We start from the raw sequence: 18969 nt of genomic DNA on the forward strand, positions 1-18969 counted from the left end.
CGTGAGCATTCGTGTTCTCATGTCCCTCATGACGCGAGCGATGACCTGGGGCGGCCTGCACAACGCATGGGATCTCGGCGGGCTCCCCGCCGTCGGGGGCGACACCGTGCGCGGCCGGGTCTTCCGCTCGCCGCGGCTCGACGGGCTCGACGCGGCGGGGTGGGATGCCCTGCTCGCCGCGGGCGTGCGCACCATCGTCGACCTGCGCAACGACGACGAGGTCGCGCCGCTCGCCCTGCCCGCCGGCGTCACCGTGCACCGCTGCCCGGTGGAGGATCAGGGCGACGCCGCCTTCATGGGGGAGTGGGGCCGGCGCCTCAACAGCCCGGCCGTCTGGCGGCCGACGCTCGAGGCCTTCCCCGAGAAGGCCGTCGCCGCGCTGCGGGCCGTGGCCGAGGCGCCCGAGGAGGGCGCCGTGCTCGTGCACTGCGGCGCCGGTCGCGACCGCACGGGGCTGATCAGCGCGATGCTGCTGCAGCTCTCGGGCGCGCACCCGGAGGCCATCGCCGTCGACTACCAGCTCGGCGTGATCGCGGCGAACTTCCACCTGCGCGACCACCCGCGGCCGAACGAGCGTGGGCGCACCGACGCCGAGCTCGGCGTCTGGCTCGACGAGATCACGGGGCACCTCGAGGCGTTCCTCGCCGAGGTCGATGCCGCGGCCTGGCTCGAGGCACAGGGCGCGGGGGAGCTCGTGGCGCCGCTGCGCGAGCGGCTGTCGACTCCGGCCGGGCATCCCGTCGCCTGATCGCCCGGGAGCGATGGCCCGGAGGTCGCCGACCCGACTGCCCGCCCGGCCGCTCCGAATCCCCGTGTGAGCGGCCTACGCTCAGGAGTGCGGCTCCGCCGCCCGCCGTTCCCGAGCGAAGGAGCCCCGTGCCGACGCGACGCCCCCCGACCCCGCCGCTGCCGACGCGCGGAGCCGTCGTCACCGAGCAGCTCGACGCCCGCGCGCGCGAGCGGGCCCGGGCCCGCGCGATCGACGGCACCGACAGCCGCGCCGCCTCGAACGCCCTGCTCGACGGCCTGCGGCAGGGCCGCTTCGGCCCGCGCGCCTGGGGCCGCTTCGCCGCCGAGATCACCGTGCGCAGCGTGCGCGAGGCCCGCAAGCGCCCGATCGCGCTCGCCGAGGCCACGGCCGTGCACCTCGCCATGGGCGCGCTCGCGCACCCGAAGGGCCGCGCGTGGGTCGTCACGAGCTGGGTCATGACCGTCACCCATCTCGGGATGCTCGAGGAGCGCCGCACGATGGGCCTCCCCAATCTGCTCACCGTCGCCCGGGCCAATCTGCCGGCCGCCGCGCACCGCCTCGGCGACGCCGTGCCGGTGCTCGCTCTCGTCACCGACTTCGTCGACGGCAAGCTCGCCCGCGGCACCGGCACCGTCACGAGGTTCGGAACGCAGGGCGACTACCTCAGCGACACCGCCCTCTGGACGTGGTTCGTGCTCACGCACGAGAAGAGCCGGCCATGGCAGGTGGCGACCTTCGCCGCCTGGGCGCTGCCCGTCGCCGCGCTGACCGCGGTGAGCATCGCGAAGGGCGGGGTGGTGGATCTGCCGCGCTCGCGCTGGATCCGGCCCGCGGCGCTCATGGAGGTGCTCATCGGCGGGCGGGTCGTGGCCCGCATGGTGCAGGCCCGGCGCTCGGGCTGAGGCAGCGCGCGGGCCGGCCGTGCGAGCGAGCCCACCACGCGCATCCCGACGCCCGCACCGCCGCGCTCGCTAGGGTCGTGCGCATGCCCGCGACCCTCGAGCCCCGCCCGCTGCCCACCGACCGCTTCGTGCTCGCGGAGGGGCCGCAGTGGGATGCCGGGACCGGCACGATCAGCTGGGTCGACGTCGAGGCCGGGCTGCTCGTCGTCGCGCGCCCGCTGCCCGATGCGGGCGTCGAGGTGCTGCGCACGCACGACTTCGGCGAGCGCGTCGGCTTCGCGACGCGGTTCGGCGACGCCAAGTTCGTCGTCGCCCTCGAGCGCCGGCTCGCCGTCATCGACGCCCTCGGCGGCATCACGACGAGCCGCGAGCTCGTGCCGCCGGGCCGCCGCTTCAACGACGGCGTCGTCGACCCGCTCGGGCGCCTGCTCGTCGGCACGCTGACCCTCGACGAGTCGCAGCCGGGCGAGGGCAACCAGCTGCTGCGCCTCGAGCACGACGGCACGGTCACGGTCATCGACGACGACCTCCGGCTGAGCAACGGCCTCGGCTTCTCGCCCGCGGGCGACGTGCTCTACCACGTCGACTCGCAGCGCGCCACGGTCTTCGCCCGCTCGTACGACGCGGCGACCGGCGAGATCGGAGCCCGCCACGCCCTCGTCGAGCTGGCCGACGCCATCCCCGACGGGCTCGCCGTCGACGTCGCGGGAGACCTCTGGGTGGGCCTGTGGGACCGCTCGGGGGTGCGCCGCTTCGGCGCCGACGGCACGGTGCACGGCGATGTGCCCCTGCCCGTACCGCACGTCACGAGCGTCGCCTTCATGGGCAGCGCGCTCGACCACCTGCTCGTCACGACCGCGAGCCGCGATCTCGACGCGGATGCGCTGCACGCCGCGCCCGACGCCGGCCGGGTCTTCTCGATCGACCTGAGCGGGCTCGGCGTCACCGGTGCACCCGCGACGCGCTGGCGCCCCGTACCGTTGCCGGTGTGAACACCCTCGAGTCGGCCTTCGACATCCTCCACTGCCCCAGCTGCGGCGAGCCCCTCGCCCCCGCCGAGGGCGGCGCCACCTGCGCCAACCGCCACCGCTTCGACAGCGCCCGCCAGGGCTACCTGAGTCTGCGCGCCGCTCACAAGGGCAAGGGCAAGCCCGCGAGCGGCGACACCGTCGAGATGCTCGAGGCGCGCGAGCGGTTCCAGGCGGCCGGCTTCCACGACGAGATCACCGCGGCCGTGCTCGAGCAGGTGCCGGCCGAGGCCGCGGGCTGGCTCGCCGACATCGGCGGCGGTACGGGCCACTACGCCGCGCGCATCCTCGACGACCGCCCCGCGCTGCGCGGGCTCGTGCTCGACGCCTCGACCTCGGCGGTGCGCATCGCGACGCGGGCGCACGAGCGGCTCGCCGCCGTGAGCGCCGACGTGTGGACGGGCATCCCGCTGCGCGACGGCAGCGTCGATCTGGCCCTGCGCGTGTTCGCGCCGGGCAGCGCGAGCGAGCTGCGGCGCATCCTCGCTCCCGGCGGCACGGCCATCGTCGTGGTGCCCGAGGCGGAGCACCTGCGCGAGCTCGGGCACGGGCTCAAGCTCATGCGCGTGCCGGCCGGCAAGGCGGAGGAGATGGCGGCGAGCATCCCGGATGCCGCATCGGTGGTCTCGGTGCCCGTGCGCCGCCGCGTGCAGCTCACCGTCGAGCAGGCGCTCGACGCGGTCTTCATGGGGCCGAACGCCTTCCATCAGGATCGCGAGAAGGTCGCCGCGGTGCTCCAGGAGTGGACGGCGCCCATCAGCGTGACCATCGCCGTCACCGTCGTCGCGATCACGGTCGCCTAGCGCGAGGCCCGGGTGGCGCGCCCCCGCGCGATGCGGGGGCCAGCCCCCCTCTCGATCCGGTGGCCGACCCGGTGGGATGCTGGGCGCACGATCGCGAGGCTGAAGGGGTCCTTCACCACCGACCACCAGGAGCTCCCCATGACCACCACCAGCCCGTCCGCCCCGGCCCCGGCGCCGCACGCCGCGCCGCCGGCGAGCCCCGCGTCGGCCGCCGACCCGCTGCGCCCGCCCGTCGACTGGTCGTACGGCGCCCTGTGGCGCGCCGTGCCCCGCGGGCTCGGCTACCTCATCCCCACCTTCGTCATCGCGATCGCCGTCTCGGCGCTGCTCAACTCGATGTTCTCCGGCTCGGTCGGGCTGCTGCTCCTCGTCATCGGCGTGCCCTTCCTGCTGCTGACCCTGCTCGTCGCGCGCTGGACGGGCGCGCTCGAGGTGCTGCGCCTGCGCTGGGCCGGCCACGCCGAGATCGTCGAGCCGCACTGGCGGCTCGAGGGCGAGACGAGCGCCTGGCGGCGCATGCTGCACCCCTTCGCGAACGGGCACTACTGGCTGAGCCTGCTGCACGGCGCCATCGTCGCGCCGATCATCGCGACGCTGACGTTCATCGTGATCGTGCTCTGGCTCTCGCTCATCGCCGTCCTCGTCGTGCTGCCGTTCTCCTTCCTCGGCGGGTGGGACGACCTGGTGGGCGTCGGCCCCTTCGACGGCGAGCTGCGCGCCGTCGGCGTCGTGCTCGCCGTCGTCCTCGGCGTCGTCGCGGCCGTCACTCTGCCGTACATCGTGCGAGCATCCGTCTGGCTGCACGCCGTGGTCGCGCGCCCCTTCCTCGGCCGCTTCAAGAGCGAGGCGCTCGAGAACCAGGTGTCGAGCCTGTTCAGCTCGCGTCAGGCCGCCGTCGCGGCCGAGGGCACCTCGCTGCGCCGCATCGAGCGCGACATCCACGACGGCCCGCAGCAGCGCCTCATCCGCCTGCAGATGGATCTCGCCGCCGCCGAGCGCCGCGTCGAGACCGCGCCCGAGGAGGCCCGCGAGCTGCTGCAGGCCGCCCGCCGCCAGGCGCAGGACGCGCTCGACGAGCTGCGCGCCCTCTCGCGCGGCTTCGCCCCGCCGCTGCTCATGGACCGCGGCCTGTTCGCCGCCCTCGAGTCGCTCGCGACCCGGTCGAGCGTGCCGGTCAGCCTGCGCTCGGCCCTCGGCTCCTCGGTCGACCTGCCCGACGAGGTCGCCCGCACCGCCTACTTCACGGCGAGCGAGCTCATCGCCAACGTCGCCAAGCACTCCGGAGCGACCGCGGCCACCCTCGAGGTCGTGCGCACCGAGACCGAGCTCGTCATCCGGGTCACCGATGACGGCCACGGCGGCGCGGTCGAGCGCACCGGTCACGGTCTCGCCGGTCTGCGCGAGCGCAGCGCGGGCCTCGGCGGCACGATCGAGGTGTCGAGCCCCGAGGGAGGCCCGACCGTCGTCACCGTGAGCCTGCCGGTGCTCGGCGTCGCGCAGCCGAGTGCCTAGTCTGAACGCTGTGCCAGCCCTTCGCGTCGCCGTCGCCGATGACTCGGTGCTGCTGCGCGAAGGGCTCGTGCGCGTACTGGAGGACGCGGGCCTCACGGTCGTCGCCGCCTTCGGTGACGCGGATGCCCTGCTCGCCGCCCTGCCGACGCTCGAGCCCGACGCGGTCGTGCTCGACGTGCGCATGCCGCCGACGTTCCGCGACGAGGGCGTGCGCGCGGCGATCGAGCTGCGGCGGCGGCACCCGCGCATCGGCATCCTGCTGCTCTCGCAGTACGTCGAGGTCGCCTACGCGCAGGAGCTGCTCGCGGCCGGAACGGGCGGCATCGGCTACCTGCTGAAGGACCGGGTCGTCTCGCTCGACGAGGTGCGCGAGGCGCTCGAGCGGGTGGCCGCGGGGGGCACCGTGCTCGACCCCGAGGTGGTCGGGCAGCTCATGGCCCGCCGCGTCGATCCGCTGCAGTCGCTCACGACCCGCGAGCGCGAGGTGCTCGAGCGCATGGCCGAGGGGCGCACGAACGCGGCGATCGCGGCGGCCCTGTTCATCGGCACCGGCGCCGTCGAGAAGCACATCTCGGCGATCTTCGCCAAGCTCGGCCTCGAGGAGGGCGGCGGCGACCACCGCCGCGTGCTCGCGGTCATCGCCTGGCTGCAGCGGGGCGCGGCGGGCTGAGACCGGGCGCCGCGCGGTCAGTACTTCGCGAGCACCTCGGCGTCGCGCGCGTGCACGAGCGCGCGTCGGGCCGCGTCGAGCGCCTCGACCGGGTCGAGCTCGATCGCCGCGCGCGATGCCCGCAGCTCGACGAGCGCATCCTCGAGCCGGGCGCGCGCCGAGGCGGGAGCGCCGCCGCCCATGACGTCACGGGCAGCGGCGATCTGCGCCTCGGCCTGCACGCGGGCCGCGTGGTACGCCTCGCGCGCGTGGCTCAGCCGCTGCGCCTGCGTGCGACTCGCGGCCTGCGCCGTCTCCAGCCGATCGAGAGCCTGCTGGATGCCCTCCAGCGCCCGCAGCGGATCCCGCGAGCCCTCCGCCGCCTCCGCGACCGCGGCATCGGTCTCGGCGACGGCCCGGGTCAGGGCGTCCGCGGTCTGCGGGTCGGGAGCCGCCGCGACGGCGCCGAGCGCCTCGTCGCGCGCGAGCCGGGCGTCGAGCCGCAGGCGGTCGAGCGCCTCGGTCGCGTCGTCGAGCCGCGCGAGCCGGGCATCCAGGCGCTCGAGCCCCTCCTCCGCGGCGTAGAGCAGTCGCTCGGCGTCGCCGAGCCGCTCGGCCACGGCGCTCGCCGCGGAGGCGGCGAGGGCCGCCGCAGCCTCCGACGCCAGGCCCTCGGCGCGGGTCAGCTGGCGGGCGGCGCGCTCGGGGGCGTCGGCCTCGGCGCCGAGCGCGGGGGCGTCGAGGGTCGCGCGGCGGGCATCCCGCCTCGATGCCGCGGCCTCGATGCGGCGACCGGTCTCGCCGATGCGCTCGCGCAGGCGCTGCAGCCGCTCGGGCGCGCCGGACTCCTGCCCTCGCCGCTGCCGGAACACGTCGGCCTGCTCGCCCAGCCGGCGATCGATGCGGTCGGCGAGCATCGCGATGCGGGCGGCGCGCTCGCGGTGGCGCAGGTTGGCGCCGGGGTCGCTCTGCAGCAGCCCGTGCAGCCGGAACACCTCCTCGCGATCGCCCTGCGCGCGGCGCAGTGCGGCCCGGTACTCCTGCGTGGCGCGCTCGCCGAACTGGGCGGCGGCGAACTCGAGATCCTGCTCGGCCTCGGCGACGCGCGCGTCGGCGCGCACGAGCGCGGATCCCGCGGTGAGCCGAACCTCGTCGAGGGCGGCCTGGGGCTTCGGGCGGCGTCGCGCCACGATCACGAGCCCGCCGACGACGACGGCCGCGACGAGCACGAGCACGAGCCCTCCGGCGGCGACGAGGCCGCCCACGACCCCGCCGATCAGCTCCATGCGCGTCAGTGTACGAGTCGCATCGGGGCGTCGTCCGCCGGTGCACGGCATCGAGCGCCATCATGCAGTCATGCTCCTGCGTGCCGCTCGTCGCTGGCAGTCGCTCGACGTCGAGCCCGCCCGTATCGAGCGCGCCACCGCCGAGCACGGCGCGGCGGGCGGTCGGGCGACGGGCACGGTCGTCGACGCGGCGGGCAGCACGGTGCTGCGCTACCTGGTGACGTGGGATGCCCGCTGGTGCACGCGCACCGTCGACGTCGAGCGAGCATCCGGCCCCCCGCTCGCCCTCGTGGCCGACGGGCTCGGCAGCTGGGCCGATGACGCCGGAGCGCTGCCGCTCCTCGACGGCGCGCTCGACGTCGACCTCGCCGGGTCGCCGCTCACGAACACCCTGCCGATCCGCCGCCTCCGGCTCGCGGTCGGCGGCGCCGCCGACATCGTCACCGCCTACATCCCCGAGGGCGACCGTCCTCCGACGACGAGCCGGCAGCGCTACGAGCGGCTGGCGGCCATGCGGTACCGCTACACGTCGCTCGACAGCGGCTTCTCGGCCCTCCTCGACGTCGATCCGGTCGGCATGGTCGAGCGGTACGAGGGGCTGTTCGCCCGCATCCCGTGACCGGCGGGCGGGCGACGAGCGCGCGCCGCGGGCGGATGGGCCTGATTCCGCGCCGGGCGGGGCGCAATGCCGACCGTTCCGCCGCACCGCGCGTAGGGTGACCGCGTGTGGCGACCCGAGCGATATGACGACCCCGACGAGGTCGAGACCCCTGATGACGCCCCGACCGTCGACGCGACGAGCGCCGGGCGGGCCGGCGCGCTCACCCTCGGAGACCCCACGGTGAGCGTCGGCAACATCGCCGCCCCCGTCTGGGAGCGCTGGCGCGAGGAGATCGCCCGCCTCGGCGGCGCGACCCCGCTGCTGCACTTCGACGACGCCGATCGCACCCGCATCGAGCTCGGCACGAGCCACCCCGGCGGTCTCGCCCGGTTCATCGCCGGCAGCCCCACCCTGCTCAGCAACCTCGTGCGCGACGACATCGCGCTGCGCCGGGCCCGCCTCGCGGCCGAGCGCATCGCCGACAAGGGCCTCGAGCTCGCGAGCGTGCGCGGCCTCGACGCGGTCGCTCTCGGCATCGGCATGGTGCAGTGGCGCCACGACGGCATCGACTACCGCGCGCCCCTGCTGCTGCGCCCCCTGCGCCTGCGCCGCCGCGGCCGCGACGTCGAGCTGACCCTGCGGGGCCGCGTCGCCGTCAACCCGGCCCTCGTGCGATCGCTCGCGCAGCAGTTCTCGCTGCACCTCGACACCGAGGCCTTCGTGGCGCTCACCGACGAGGAGGGCACCTTCAAGCCCAACCCGCCGCTCGACCGGCTGCGCGGCGTCACGGCGCACCTCGACGGCTTCGTCATCACGCCGCGGCTCGTCGTGAGCACCTTCGCCGAGGTGGGCGCGCCCATGGCGGCCGATGCGCACGATCTGGCGCATCCCGTGCTCGACGCGCTCGCCGGCAACTCCAGCGCCCGCTGGGCCGTGAAGGAGAGCGCGAGCCCCGTCGAGGTCACGCCGGCCGATCGCCGCGCCCCCGAGACCGACCTGATGCTGCTCGACGCCGACACCGAGCAGGAGACGGTGATCGCGCACATCGCGGCCGGCAACTCGCTCGTGGTCAAGACGCTGCCCGGCACGGGCGGCACGCAGACCGTCATCAACGCCCTCGGTCAGCTCATCGCCCAGAACAAGCGCGTGCTCGTCGTCAGCTCGCGCCGGGCCAGCCTGCGCTCGATCGCCGGCCGCTTCACCGAGATCGGGCTGCCCGGCGTCGCCGTGAGCCCCGCGGGCCTGCGGCGCGACCTCATCCGCGGCATCGGCCGCAACGAGAAGGCGCAGAAGCCCCAGGTCGCCGAGGTCAACGAGGCGCTCAGCCGGCTGCGCGGCGTGCTCGTCGACTACCGCGAGGCCCTCTCGCGCCCCGACCCCGCGCTCGGCATCAGCGTGTACGACTGCGTCACCGAGCTCAGCCGCCTCGCGCTGCTGCCCGTCCCGCCGACGACGCGCGCCCGGCTCAGCCGCACGGCGGTCGAGCAGCTCGCGCACGATCGCGCGCACGCGAGCGACGTCATGGTCAAGGCCGCGCAGCTCGGCCAGTTCAAGTACGGCCCCGACGACTCCCCGTGGTTCAACGCCCGCTTCGGCACGAGCGAGGAGGCGCACAAGGCGCACGATCGCGCCAAGCGCCTGCACCGCGAGATCCTGCCGCGCCTGCTCGAGCGAGCCGGGGCCCTCATCGCCGCGACACCCATGCGGCCCTTCGACACGCTCGCCGAGCTCGGCATCTACCTGCGCCTGCTCACCGATATCCGCGACACGCTCGACAAGTTCCAGCCCGCGGTCTTCGACCGCTCGCTGAGCGAGCTGATCGCCGCCACCGCGCCGCGCCGCGAGGGCTCGAGCATGCCCGCCGCCACCCGGCGCCGCCTCAAGGGGCTCGCGAAGGAGTACCTGCGCCCGGGCGTGCACGTCGGCGACCTGCACGAGTCGCTCACGCGCATCCAGCAGCAGCGCATCCTCTGGCAGCGCTACGTGCCCATCGGCATCACGCCCGAGGTGCCGGTCGGCATCGCCGACGTGCACCACGCGTACCAGCAGGTCGAGCAGGATCTCGAGGCGCTGGATGCCCCGCTCGGCCACGACGCCAAGGAGCAGCTGCTCCGCCACCGCCGGCTCGCCGACCTCGTCGCGCTGGTCGAGGGCCTGGCCGCCGACAGCGACGTGCTCGCGAACCTGCAGGAGCGCACCGCCCTGCTGCAGGAGATGGAGCGCTGGGAGGTCGGACCGCTGCTGAGCGACCTCGCCGTGCGCCACGTGCCGCACGAGCAGGTCTCGGCCGAGCTCGAGCTCGCCTGGTGGCGCTCGGCGCTCGACGCCCTGCTGCAGGCCGACCGCGCGCTCCTCGGCGCCGACACCGCCGTGCTCGACCGCCTCGAGGCCGACTTCCGCCTCGTCGACGAGGCGCACGCCGCCGGCACTGCCGCCCTCCTCGGCTGGCAGCTCGCCGAGAGCTGGTCGATCGGCATCACCGACTGGCCCGATGAGGCCGCCGAGCTGAAGACCCTGCTGAAGAGCGGGTCGATCACGGCCGCGCAGCTGCAGCGCGCCGCCCCGCACCTCAGCCGTCCGCTCGCGCCGGTCTGGCTCGCCTCGCCCTACGACGTGCACCGCATCAGCGACGACGTGCCCTTCGACACCGTCATCCTGCTCGACGCCGGGGCGGTCACCGTTCCCGAGGTCGCCGGCGCGATCCGCCGCGGCCGCCAGGTGGTCGCCGTCGGCGACCCCGTCACGCAGAGCCCCTCGCCGTTCACGGTCGGGCTCGGCGAGGCGGCCGAGGGGGCGAACGGCGACGGCGACGTGGATGCCCGGCACGCGGCATCCGCCCTCTTCCAGCTCGCCGACCTCCTGCCGGTCATGTCGCTCACGCGCTCGTACCGCGCCGGCGGCGAAGACCTGGCCGAGCTCGTGAACCGCCGCTTCTACGGCGGGCGCATCGACTCGCTGCCCTGGGCCGGCTCGTTCCTCGGCCACCCGAGCATCGCCGTCGACTACCTCGACGACGGTCACGGCATGCCCGACGACGAGTCGGGAGCGGTCGAGAGCGTCGACGTCGAGGTGCGCCGCGTCGTCGACCTCGTGCTCGAGCACGCGAGCGCCCGCCCCAAGGAGTCGCTCATGGTCATCACCGCGAGCGTCAAGCACGCCGCGCGCGTGCAGACCGCGGTGCTCGAGGCCATCGGAACCCGCCCCGACCTGCACGACTTCGTGCTCGGCGACCGGCCCGAGCCCTTCGCCGTGATGACGATCGAGCAGGCCGTCGCGCAGAGCCGCGACCGCGTCGTCTTCTCGATCGGCTTCGGCCGCACCCCGCACGGACGCGTGCTGAGCGAGTTCGGCGCCCTCGGCCGCCCGGGCGGCGACCGCCTGCTCGCCGTCGCCATGACCCGTGCCCGCCGCTTCGTGCGCATCGTCAGCTGCATCCGCGCCGAGGACCTCGACGACGACCGCCTCTCGCACGGCGCCCGCGCCCTCGCCGACCTGCTCGCCGACATCGAGGAGCGCCGCGCCGCCGTGCCGGTGCCCGACGACTCCGACCCGATGCTCGTCGACCTCGCCCGCCGCCTCGAGCTGCGCGGCATGCGCGTCGCCCTGGGCCACCGCGGCAAGTTCCCGCTCGTGGCGAGCCGCGGCGGCTACTGCGTCGCCGTCGACACGGATGCCGCTCTCGCGGGCACGAGCCTGCGCGAGTCGCTGCGCCTGCGCCCCGACCTGCTGCGCCGCCTCGGCTGGCACTACGCGCGCGTGCACGTGTTCGAGCTGTTCAGCCGCCCCGACGCGGTCGCCGACCAGATCGCCGCGATGGCGGGCATCGTGCCCGGGCAGGCCCCGGTCGACCCGGCACCTGCTCCGCGCCCGGCCGGCAGTCACACGAACGCGCGGGCGGCGGCGGGCATGGTCGAGACCCAGCCGATCACGACCCTCGGCTGAGCCCTGCGCATGAGCACTGCCCCCGCGCAGCCCGCCGACGGGGCTCGGGATGCTACGGCTGAGCCCGCGGGCACCGCCGGGCATCCCGCCCCTGAGCGCCCCGTCCGTCGCCCCCGGCGCCGCGCGACGACGCCGCCGCCCCCGGGCAGCGACCCGGCTCCCGCCCCCGAGCCGGAGCGGCACCGCCTCGACGAGAACGACGACCGCCTGCGCGCCGAGAAGCCCCCGCACTACTGACCGCGGGCGCCGGTACGGGCGCCGGCACGCAGGCCGGTATCGACGTCGGCACGGACGCCTCCGCCGATCGCCCCGGCTGCCCCGTCTACAGTGGAGCACTGCTCGCTGCAGTCCTCCGTACCCGATGATCGCCGAGGAGACCTTCGTGACCGACGCCCTGCCGCACGGCGAACGCGATCTGCGCCGCCTCCTGGGCGGCCTGAGCCCGCGTCGCGAGCCGGGGGACTGGGTCTTCGCGGTCGTGCACGAGCCCGCCCCGGAGGCGCTGCTGCGGGCCGCGGCGATCACCGTGCGGGAGCGCGAGGGCCTCACCCTCGTGCTGCGCGCGGCCGATGCGGCGGCCGCGGGGGTCCCGGCCTCGGCGGCCCACGCCTGGATCACCCTCGACGTGCACTCGGCCCTCGACTCGGTGGGTCTCACGGCGGCGATCAGCGACGCCCTCGCGCGGGCGGGCATCAGCGCGAACGTCGTGGCGGGCTACCACCACGACCACCTGCTCGTGCCGCTGGCCCGCGCCGATGACGCCCTCGTCGTGCTGCGCCGCCTCGGCGCGCGCCCGCCGACCCCGCCGCTCGGCTAGGCGGTCAGCGGCTCCGCTGCTGCCGAGCGGAGATCGCCCGGATACCGAGGCGCAGGTCCGTCCGGCTGGAGCGGCCGAGCGGTTAGGAGCGGGTCTCGTCGGGGACGGCCACGTGCGCGCCGCCGGCCGTCGAGTTGCCCGCCGCATCGCGCTCGGCGAGCAGGTCGCGGATCTGCGCGAGCAGCTCGATCTCGGTCGGCGGGGCGTTCTCCGATACGGCGGGTGCGCCGGCCTTGCGACGGGCCTCGGCGCGGTGCGCGAGGTAGTTCATGGGGGCCACGAGGGCGAAGTACACGACCGCTGCGATGATGAGGAAGTTGAGCACGGCGGCGAGCACGGCACCGAAGAGTAGGTCGGCGTTGTCGCCCGAGACCGTCGGAATGCGGACGACGAGGGCATCGGCGAGGCTTGCGGCGTTGAACAGCGCACCGATCGCGGGGTTGATGACCGATGCGACGATCGAGTTCACCAGACCGGTGAACGCGGTGCCGACGACGACCGCGACGGCCAGCTCGATGACGTTGCCGCGCAGGATGAATTCCTTGAAGCCCTTGAGCATGCCGCTCCCCTTAGTGTCTGCCGGCGTAGGCCCGGTCGGCACGACTGTAGCGGGCGGTCGAGAACGGCGAGAGCGGGATGCCCGGCGCGGGTCAGCCCGCGGCCGCGGGCGCGGCGCTCGACGAGCCCGAGCCCGAGGAGCTCGAGGATCCCGAGCCGCTCGACCCCGAGCCGGAGCCCGACGAGCTCTTCTCGCCGCTCGACGCCTTCTTCCCGCCCCCGGCCGCTGCGCGGCTGTCGGTGCGGTAGAAGCCGGAGCCGTTGAAGGTCACGCCGGTGACGGAGAAGATCTTGCGCAGCGCGCCCTGGCACGCGGGGCACGTGGTGAGCGCGTCGTCGGTGAAGGACTGCTGGATGTCGAACGCCGTCGAGCATTCGGTGCAGCGGTACGAGTACGTGGGCATGGATCCTCCGAGGGTCAAGGATACGGGCGGGAGCCGGTGCCCCCTGACCGTGCGGACGAGCCGGTCAGCGGTCGAAGCGCCGGATGCCCTGCGGCGTGACGACCCCGTCGACCCGCTGGTCGTGCCGCTCGGCCGGCAGCGACTCCACGATCTCGTGGTCGAAGACGACGGCGAAGACGGGCGGCCGGCGGTCCATCGAGCCGAGGGTCTTGTCGAAGTAGCCGCGACCCCAGCCCATCCGCATGCCGGAGGCGTCGACGGCGGCGGCCGGCACGAGCATGAGGTCGACCTCGTTGACGGCGATCGGGCCGAGCACCTCGCCGTCGGGTGCGGGCATGCCCTGCGCATCCTCGATCTCGTCGGCGTCGGTGAAGAGCGCCCAGTCGAGGAGCCCGTCCTCGCGCGAGACGGGGACGAGCACGCGGACGCCCTGCTCGCACGCCCAGCGCAGGAACGGCCGGGTGTCGGGCTCGTCGGGGGTGGAGAGGTAGCAGCTGAGCGACCGGGCTCCGAGCGTCTGGGCGAGGGCGACGAGCTGCCTCGTGAGGGCATCCCGCGCCTCGTCGCGCTCGTGGCGGGAGAGGATGCGGCGCCGCTCGCGCAGCTCCGCCCGCAGGGCCCGCTTGGCGTGGGCTGTGTCGCTCGACATGGGGCTCATTGTAGAAGCCCCCTCACCAGTACGCTGGCCCCTATGACCCGCCTCACCAAAGCCGTGATCCCCGCCGCCGGCCTCGGAACCCGATTCCTCCCCGCCACCAAGGCGATGCCCAAAGAGATGCTCCCCGTCGTCGACAAGCCCGCCATCCAGTACGTCGTCGAGGAGGCGGTCGCCGCCGGCCTCACCGATGTGCTCATGATCACCGGCCGCAACAAGACGGCCCTCGAGAACCACTTCGACCGCGTCGGCGAGCTCGAGGCGACCCTGTCCCGCAAGGGCGACACCGAGAAGCTCGCGAAGGTCGAGTACTCCACCGACCTCGCCGACATGCACTACGTGCGCCAGGGCGACCCGCTCGGCCTCGGCCACGCCGTGCTGCGCGCCAAGATGCACGTCGGTCACGAGCCCTTCGCCGTCCTGCTCGGCGACGACATCATCGATCCGCGCGACCCGCTGCTCAGCCGCATGATCGACGTCCACGAGGCGCACGACACGACCGTCGTCGCGCTGCTCGAGGTCGACCCCTCGCAGACCCACCTCTACGGCATCGCCACGGTCGAGAAGACCGACGAGAGCGACGTCGTGCGCATCACCGGCCTCGTCGAGAAGCCCGCGCCCGGCACCGCCCCCTCCAACTACGCCATCATCGGCCGCTACGTGCTCAAGCCCGAGATCTTCGGCGTGCTCGAGACCACGAAGCCCGGCAAGGGCAACGAGATCCAGCTGACCGACGCCCTGCTCGAGCTCGCTGACAGCCCCGACCACGGCGGTGTCCACGGCGTCGTGTTCGACGGCCGCCGCTACGACACGGGCGATCGCCTCGACTACATCAAGGCCATCGTGCAGCTCGCCGTCGAGCGCGAGGATCTCGGGCCCGACCTGCGCCCGTGGCTGCGCGATTTCGCGGCCGGTCTCGAGTAGCGGCAGGCCGAGCTTCGACGTGAGCCAGAGCATCCCGACCCTCCGCGAGGGGGCGACGACGCTGCGCCCGATCCGGGTGCGCGATGCGCGCGCCCTGGAGCGGGAGCTGCTGGCGAACCGCGCCTGGCTGCGGCCGTGGGAGGCGACGAGCCCCGTCGCGCCCGTGTCGTGGGACACCAAGGGCTCCATCCGCAGTCTGCTCGCCGGCGCGCGGGCCGGCACGGGCATCCCCTTCGTCATCGAGACGGAGGGGGAGCTCGCCGGCCAGCTCAACGTCTCGGGCCTCACCTACGGCTCGCTCGCCTCGGCGACCATCGGCTACTGGGTGAGCGAGCGCTTCGCCGGCCGCGGGCTCACCCCCACCGCCGTCGCGCTCGCGACCGATCACGTCTTCTTCGGCGCGGGCCTGCACCGCATGGAGATCTGCATCCGGCCCGAGAACGGGCCGTCGCTGCGGGTCGTCGAGAAGCTCGGGTTCCGCTACGAGGGGCTGCGGCGGCGGTACATCCACATCAACGGCGACTGGCGCGACCACTTCTGCTTCGCGCTCACCGTCGAGGAGGTGCCGCAGGGCGTGCTGCGCCGCTGGCTCGACGGGCGGGTGCCGAGGGGGGCCGCCGAGGTGCCCGAAGTGGATCGCATCGCGGCGCGCCGCGGCATCTCACTGGCGTAGGGCCCGCTCGGCCCTACCGTGAGCGCATGGAGTTCACGGGCGGCGGCACGGCCATCCTCATCGCGGCATCAGCGGTGCTCTGGCTCGTCTACCTCGTGCCCACCTGGCGCCGTCGCCGCGAGTACCTCGCGACCGAGCGCAACGCCATCCGCCTGCAGCAGACGCTGCGCATCATGGCCCAATCCACCGAACTGCCGCCCGAGGTGCGCGCCGAGATGACCGCTCGAGAGATAGCCGCCCAGGAGCGCACGCTCGCCGCCCGCCAGCGCGAGGAGGCCGCCATCGAGCGCGCCCGCGAGCAGGCCGCGCAGCGCGCCGTGCGCGAGCGGCTCGCGCAGACCGCTCCGGGCCTCGTCGCCGAGGTGGATGCCGCCCGCCGCGGTCAGGCGCGGCTGCGACGATCCCGCGCGGCGACGTCGGCGCTCACCCTCGTCGCCCTCGTGGGGCTCGCGGCCTCCGTCGTGAGCGGAGCCTGGGCCTGGGCCGCGCTCGCCGCGTTCGTGGGCGTGAGCGGGGCATCCCTTCTCGTCGCGCTCGCCCGCGCGCACCGCCGCCGCGACGCCGTCACCGGCGAGGTCGCCCGCCCCGCCGCGCCGCGCTTCGTCGATCTCGCCCCCGCCGCGCGCACCCCTCGCACCGCCGCGGAGGCTGAACGCGCGTGGACCCCGGTGCCGCTGCCCCGCTCCCGGTACATGACGCAGCCCGACTACGACCAGGGCGCACGCCCGGGGCTCGGCGGCATCGACCACGCCGCGGTGCTCGCGGCCGCCGCCGTCGAGGCCGAGCGCGCCCAGCGCGCCGCCGCGGTCGCCGCCGCCGAGGCTGCGCGGCCGGTCGCGGCCCCTGCCGCCGCAGCGCCTGCAGCGGAGGCGCCGACCTCGCCGGCGCGCCTCACGGCCGTCGAGAACGCGCCCAGCCGCTTCGCCCGCATGGGCATCGTCGACGACCTGCCGGGCGGTGCGCCCGACCTCGACGAGGTGCTGCAGCGCCGTCGCGCGACCGGCTGACCACCGCGTCCGACGCCCGTCGTCGTGGCCCGCGCGGTGCGAACCGCCCGTTCCCGTGGTGATAAGGTTGACGACGTTCGAGGGCCTGTGGCGCAGTTGGTAGCGCGCTTCGTTCGCAATGAAGAGGTCAGGGGTTCGATTCCCCTCAGGTCCACCGAAACACGCAGAACCCCGGCCGATCGGCCGGGGTTCTCGCGTTTCCGCAAGGGTAGTGAGAGCGGCGAAGCCACTTCGGCTCGACGCGCGGCGGAGTCACCCTCGCCGGAGTCTCTTCTCGGCGTCAGGGGTCTGCTCTCGCGGGGTGCGGACGCGGAGCCAGCGAGTGAGCGCGATGACGTAGGCACCGATCGCGACGAGGGCGGCGATCAGCCACGTCGTGTCGCCGCCGGGGATGTAATGGACCGAGATATGGCCGAGGAAGACGTCCATCCACGGCGCGTGGGGGGTGCCGGCGCGGAACACCAGGTCAGGAGCCATGGCGTACAGGTGGAGGCCGAGCACGAGCAGGAGCGGGAACCGCGGGCCGGGCGCCCTGCGGATGACGAGGAAAGCGATCATGGCGACCGCGGCAGCGAGCACCGCGACGAGGAAGTGGGTCGCCCAGTGGAACCGCGCATCGTGCACGCTGTACGTGCGGAAGAGCAGCACCTCCGCCACGACGAGGATCACGAGCTGGATGGTCAACGATCGCGGATGCAGGGCCCGATAGGTCGACGTCCACGATGGACGAACCGACGTCACGACACGGCTCCGGTGATGACGTCGACCTCGAACGCGTTGACCAAGTATTGGGGGTCGAGGGTCGCGTATCGGACCCGGCGATCGTCATCGACCACCGCATAGCCGACCGGCGCGCCCCCGTCGGTCGGCACGGGCATCGGGATCGCGGCGATGAGCTGAACCTGAGCCGGATGATCCGGTGTGAGGACGACGAGCGCGGCGCCGTCGGACGTCACGTCGGCCTTCCATCGCTCCCACTCGTCACCCTCGGGTGCCGTCCGGTCGAAGAGCAGGATCACCGTCCCGCTGCCGAACTCGACACCCTCGACGTCCGCGTCGAGCACGGCCCCGTTGCGAAGCAGCCCGTCGCGCTGGAACGCCGGTCGAGGGTCGTCGAGAGGACCGGGTGGCCTCACGAGCAGCACGACCACCGCGATGAGCGCCATCATGAGTGCGGCGACGACAACGGCGGGGACCCACCACCTGAGGGGTGGAGGGTCATTCTGGACTGATGACCAGGACGGCCCTCGGGGAGAACGAATCACAGGACCACGCTAGACGCCGGGTCCGATCAGTGACTGCGGCTATCGCGCCGCGATGGTCGTCTCAGCACTCAGCGCTTACCTGGGCGGGGGCCGATAGCGTGTGCGATGGCACCCCCGGGAGGTATTCGACGATGGTGATGAGACTGGCGCATCTGCTGCTGATCGCAGCTCTCGCCATCGTCGGCATCTCCATGAGCGCCCACAGCGCAACACCGGGCGGGCACTCCGCGACGGCGTCGTCCGCCGCCACCGTGCATGCGCTCGATGAGTCTCACGAGCACTCGCCGGCCGCGGGCGTCGCCCCGTCGCCCGACAGTCAGGAAGCGCCCTGCGCTGATTGCGCCGAGGACCATTCCGGACTCCTGATGGCGTGCGCATTCCTTGCCCTGCTCCTCGTGGTCAGCTTCGCGTTCCCGCTGGCGGCCATCCGCTTCGGTCTCACCCCGCCCCACGCGGCTCCGATGGTCGAGCCCACGCGTGGCACCGTGATCGCCCGCCCGCCCGACCTCGCGGAGCTCTGCATCAGTCGTCAGTGATCGATCAGTCGGCGTGGGCAGCATCGCCCGCGCTCACACGCTCGAACGATCTCCGACGACGAAAGAAGTAGAACCATGAGAAACACGACAACGTTCCGCGCGCTCGCCACGGGCGCTCTCCTCACCGCCGCAGCGTTGGGCCTCTCCGCCTGCGCAGCCCCCGCCGAGCCGGCGGAGGGATCCGGCGCCACCATGGCGGACGTCATGTTCGTCCAGATGATGATCCCTCATCACGAGGAGGCCATCGAGATGAGCGATCTGCTGCTCGACAAGTCCGGCGTTGATCCCGATGTCGTGGCCATGGCCGAGCAGATCAAGGCCGCCCAAGCGCCCGAGATCGAGCAGATGGAGGCGTGGCTCGACGAGTGGGAGGTCGGCATGTCCGGGATGGACGACATGAACGGCATGGACCACGGGGGTATGGGGGGCATGTCCGATGACATGACGTCACTCGAGGAAGCCGATGGCGCCGATGCTGGTGACCTGTTCCTCGAGCAGATGATCGTGCATCACGAGGGCGCGATCGACATGGCCGAGGACGTGCTCGACGACGGCCAGCACCCCGATGTGCGCGAGCTCGCTGAGAGCATCGTCTCGAGCCAGGCCGACGAGATCGAGCAGATGCGCTCGATGCTCGAGTCCTGATGCGTCGAGCT

The 18969-nt window shown here is 73.9% G+C and carries 21 protein-coding genes and 1 tRNA gene; 16 read left to right on the forward strand and 6 right to left on the reverse strand.

Annotated elements, in window-relative coordinates; all coding sequences use genetic code 11:
• Positions 1-28: 28 nt before the first annotated feature.
• The 6 genes from OVN18_RS07570 (at position 29) to OVN18_RS07595 (ending at position 5666) form a co-directional block, all read left to right on the forward strand.
• Positions 29-748 carry a tyrosine-protein phosphatase gene (locus OVN18_RS07570; RefSeq protein ID WP_267780098.1) on the forward strand — a complete coding sequence of 240 codons (720 nt, stop codon included), beginning with the start codon at positions 29-31 and terminating at the stop codon, positions 746-748.
• A gap of 128 nt (positions 749-876) precedes the next feature.
• Positions 877-1653: a CDP-alcohol phosphatidyltransferase family protein gene (locus OVN18_RS07575; RefSeq protein WP_267780099.1), complete on the forward strand. Its 777-nt coding sequence runs from the start codon at positions 877-879 to the stop codon at positions 1651-1653.
• A gap of 83 nt (positions 1654-1736) precedes the next feature.
• The gene (locus tag OVN18_RS07580) at positions 1737-2645 is read left to right on the forward strand and encodes an SMP-30/gluconolactonase/LRE family protein (protein ID WP_267780100.1); all 909 of its coding nucleotides are present in this window, start codon (positions 1737-1739) and stop codon (positions 2643-2645) included.
• Entirely contained in the window at positions 2642-3484 is an 843-nt protein-coding gene (locus tag OVN18_RS07585) for a putative RNA methyltransferase (RefSeq protein WP_267739087.1), read from the forward strand. The genes OVN18_RS07580 and OVN18_RS07585 overlap by 4 nt, the downstream gene beginning before the upstream one ends.
• Positions 3485-3622: 138 nt before the next feature.
• On the forward strand, positions 3623-4996 hold the full coding sequence (locus tag OVN18_RS07590; protein WP_267780102.1) for a sensor histidine kinase: 1374 nt from the start codon (positions 3623-3625) through the stop codon (positions 4994-4996).
• A 10-nt stretch (positions 4997-5006) separates the two neighbouring features.
• Positions 5007-5666 carry a response regulator transcription factor gene (locus OVN18_RS07595; protein ID WP_267780103.1) on the forward strand — a complete coding sequence of 220 codons (660 nt, stop codon included), beginning with the start codon at positions 5007-5009 and terminating at the stop codon, positions 5664-5666.
• A 17-nt stretch (positions 5667-5683) separates the two neighbouring features.
• Here OVN18_RS07595 and OVN18_RS07600 read toward each other — a convergent pair whose 3' ends face one another.
• The gene (locus tag OVN18_RS07600) at positions 5684-6931 is read right to left on the reverse strand and encodes a hypothetical protein (RefSeq protein ID WP_267780104.1); all 1248 of its coding nucleotides are present in this window, start codon (positions 6929-6931) and stop codon (positions 5684-5686) included.
• Between the two features lie 70 nt (positions 6932-7001).
• On the opposite strand from OVN18_RS07600, the gene OVN18_RS07605 reads away from it, so the two are divergent.
• The 4 genes from OVN18_RS07605 (at position 7002) to OVN18_RS07620 (ending at position 12291) form a co-directional block, all read left to right on the forward strand.
• Positions 7002-7550, forward strand: a complete 549-nt coding sequence (locus OVN18_RS07605; protein ID WP_267780105.1) for a putative glycolipid-binding domain-containing protein — start codon at positions 7002-7004, stop codon at positions 7548-7550.
• Positions 7551-7655: 105 nt separating this feature from the next.
• Positions 7656-11474 carry a DEAD/DEAH box helicase gene (locus OVN18_RS07610; RefSeq protein ID WP_267780107.1) on the forward strand — a complete coding sequence of 1273 codons (3819 nt, stop codon included), beginning with the start codon at positions 7656-7658 and terminating at the stop codon, positions 11472-11474.
• A 9-nt stretch (positions 11475-11483) separates the two neighbouring features.
• On the forward strand, positions 11484-11711 hold the full coding sequence (locus tag OVN18_RS07615) for a hypothetical protein (protein WP_267780108.1): 228 nt from the start codon (positions 11484-11486) through the stop codon (positions 11709-11711).
• Positions 11712-11856: 145 nt separating this feature from the next.
• Complete coding sequence (locus OVN18_RS07620; protein WP_267780109.1) at positions 11857-12291, forward strand: ACT domain-containing protein; 435 nt, start codon at positions 11857-11859, stop codon at positions 12289-12291.
• 82 nt (positions 12292-12373) lie between these two features.
• Here OVN18_RS07620 and mscL read toward each other — a convergent pair whose 3' ends face one another.
• The 3 genes from mscL to OVN18_RS07635 all read right to left on the reverse strand — a co-directional run bounded on the left by mscL (position 12374) and on the right by OVN18_RS07635 (position 13902).
• Positions 12374-12850 (reverse strand): large conductance mechanosensitive channel protein MscL, encoded by a 477-nt coding sequence (gene mscL / locus OVN18_RS07625; RefSeq protein ID WP_267780111.1) that lies wholly within the window; start codon positions 12848-12850, stop codon positions 12374-12376.
• Between the two features lie 91 nt (positions 12851-12941).
• Positions 12942-13253 carry an FmdB family zinc ribbon protein gene (locus OVN18_RS07630; RefSeq protein WP_267780113.1) on the reverse strand — a complete coding sequence of 104 codons (312 nt, stop codon included), beginning with the start codon at positions 13251-13253 and terminating at the stop codon, positions 12942-12944.
• A gap of 64 nt (positions 13254-13317) precedes the next feature.
• On the reverse strand, positions 13318-13902 hold the full coding sequence (locus OVN18_RS07635; protein ID WP_267739097.1) for a 5-formyltetrahydrofolate cyclo-ligase: 585 nt from the start codon (positions 13900-13902) through the stop codon (positions 13318-13320).
• A 42-nt stretch (positions 13903-13944) separates the two neighbouring features.
• Between OVN18_RS07635 and galU the strand changes: the two genes are divergently transcribed.
• The 4 genes from galU to OVN18_RS07655 all read left to right on the forward strand — a co-directional run bounded on the left by galU (position 13945) and on the right by OVN18_RS07655 (position 16666).
• Entirely contained in the window at positions 13945-14832 is an 888-nt protein-coding gene (gene galU / locus OVN18_RS07640; protein WP_267780114.1) for a UTP--glucose-1-phosphate uridylyltransferase GalU, read from the forward strand.
• 19 nt (positions 14833-14851) lie between these two features.
• Positions 14852-15505, forward strand: coding sequence for a GNAT family N-acetyltransferase (locus OVN18_RS07645; RefSeq protein WP_267739099.1), 654 nt, complete (start codon positions 14852-14854; stop codon positions 15503-15505).
• Positions 15506-15531: 26 nt separating this feature from the next.
• Positions 15532-16512 carry a hypothetical protein gene (locus tag OVN18_RS07650; RefSeq protein WP_267780115.1) on the forward strand — a complete coding sequence of 327 codons (981 nt, stop codon included), beginning with the start codon at positions 15532-15534 and terminating at the stop codon, positions 16510-16512.
• Positions 16513-16593: 81 nt separating this feature from the next.
• A tRNA-Ala gene (locus OVN18_RS07655) sits at positions 16594-16666 on the forward strand.
• Positions 16667-16764: 98 nt separating this feature from the next.
• Here OVN18_RS07655 and OVN18_RS07660 read toward each other — a convergent pair.
• Positions 16765-17196 (reverse strand): hypothetical protein, encoded by a 432-nt coding sequence (locus OVN18_RS07660; RefSeq protein ID WP_267780116.1) that lies wholly within the window; start codon positions 17194-17196, stop codon positions 16765-16767.
• A gap of 53 nt (positions 17197-17249) precedes the next feature.
• Entirely contained in the window at positions 17250-17678 is a 429-nt protein-coding gene (locus tag OVN18_RS07665) for a hypothetical protein (protein WP_267780117.1), read from the reverse strand.
• A gap of 230 nt (positions 17679-17908) precedes the next feature.
• Here OVN18_RS07665 and OVN18_RS07670 point away from each other — a divergent pair, with 230 nt between their 5' ends.
• On the forward strand, positions 17909-18313 hold the full coding sequence (locus tag OVN18_RS07670; protein WP_267780118.1) for a hypothetical protein: 405 nt from the start codon (positions 17909-17911) through the stop codon (positions 18311-18313).
• 192 nt (positions 18314-18505) lie between these two features.
• Positions 18506-18958 carry a DUF305 domain-containing protein gene (locus OVN18_RS07675; protein ID WP_324287771.1) on the forward strand — a complete coding sequence of 151 codons (453 nt, stop codon included), beginning with the start codon at positions 18506-18508 and terminating at the stop codon, positions 18956-18958.
• The last annotated feature ends 11 nt before the right edge of the window (positions 18959-18969 follow it).

The sequence above is a fragment of the Microcella daejeonensis genome (assembly GCF_026625045.1).
Classification (GTDB): domain Bacteria; phylum Actinomycetota; class Actinomycetes; order Actinomycetales; family Microbacteriaceae; genus Microcella; species Microcella daejeonensis.

Coding starts and splice junctions, on each gene's coding strand:
- OVN18_RS07570 (WP_267780098.1), top strand. CDS start 29: ATGACGCGAGCGATGACCTGGGGCGGCCTGCACAACGCATGGGATCTC.
- OVN18_RS07580 (WP_267780100.1), top strand. CDS start 1,737: ATGCCCGCGACCCTCGAGCCCCGCCCGCTGCCCACCGACCGCTTCGTG.
- OVN18_RS07590 (WP_267780102.1), top strand. CDS start 3,623: ATGACCACCACCAGCCCGTCCGCCCCGGCCCCGGCGCCGCACGCCGCG.
- OVN18_RS07600 (WP_267780104.1), bottom strand. CDS start 6,931: ATGGAGCTGATCGGCGGGGTCGTGGGCGGCCTCGTCGCCGCCGGAGGG.
- OVN18_RS07605 (WP_267780105.1), top strand. CDS start 7,002: ATGCTCCTGCGTGCCGCTCGTCGCTGGCAGTCGCTCGACGTCGAGCCC.
- OVN18_RS07615 (WP_267780108.1), top strand. CDS start 11,484: ATGAGCACTGCCCCCGCGCAGCCCGCCGACGGGGCTCGGGATGCTACG.
- mscL (WP_267780111.1), bottom strand. CDS start 12,850: ATGCTCAAGGGCTTCAAGGAATTCATCCTGCGCGGCAACGTCATCGAG.
- OVN18_RS07630 (WP_267780113.1), bottom strand. CDS start 13,253: ATGCCCACGTACTCGTACCGCTGCACCGAATGCTCGACGGCGTTCGAC.
- OVN18_RS07635 (WP_267739097.1), bottom strand. CDS start 13,902: ATGTCGAGCGACACAGCCCACGCCAAGCGGGCCCTGCGGGCGGAGCTG.
- galU (WP_267780114.1), top strand. CDS start 13,945: ATGACCCGCCTCACCAAAGCCGTGATCCCCGCCGCCGGCCTCGGAACC.
- OVN18_RS07650 (WP_267780115.1), top strand. CDS start 15,532: ATGGAGTTCACGGGCGGCGGCACGGCCATCCTCATCGCGGCATCAGCG.
- OVN18_RS07665 (WP_267780117.1), bottom strand. CDS start 17,678: ATGGCGCTCATCGCGGTGGTCGTGCTGCTCGTGAGGCCACCCGGTCCT.
- OVN18_RS07670 (WP_267780118.1), top strand. CDS start 17,909: ATGGTGATGAGACTGGCGCATCTGCTGCTGATCGCAGCTCTCGCCATC.
- OVN18_RS07675 (WP_324287771.1), top strand. CDS start 18,506: ATGGCGGACGTCATGTTCGTCCAGATGATGATCCCTCATCACGAGGAG.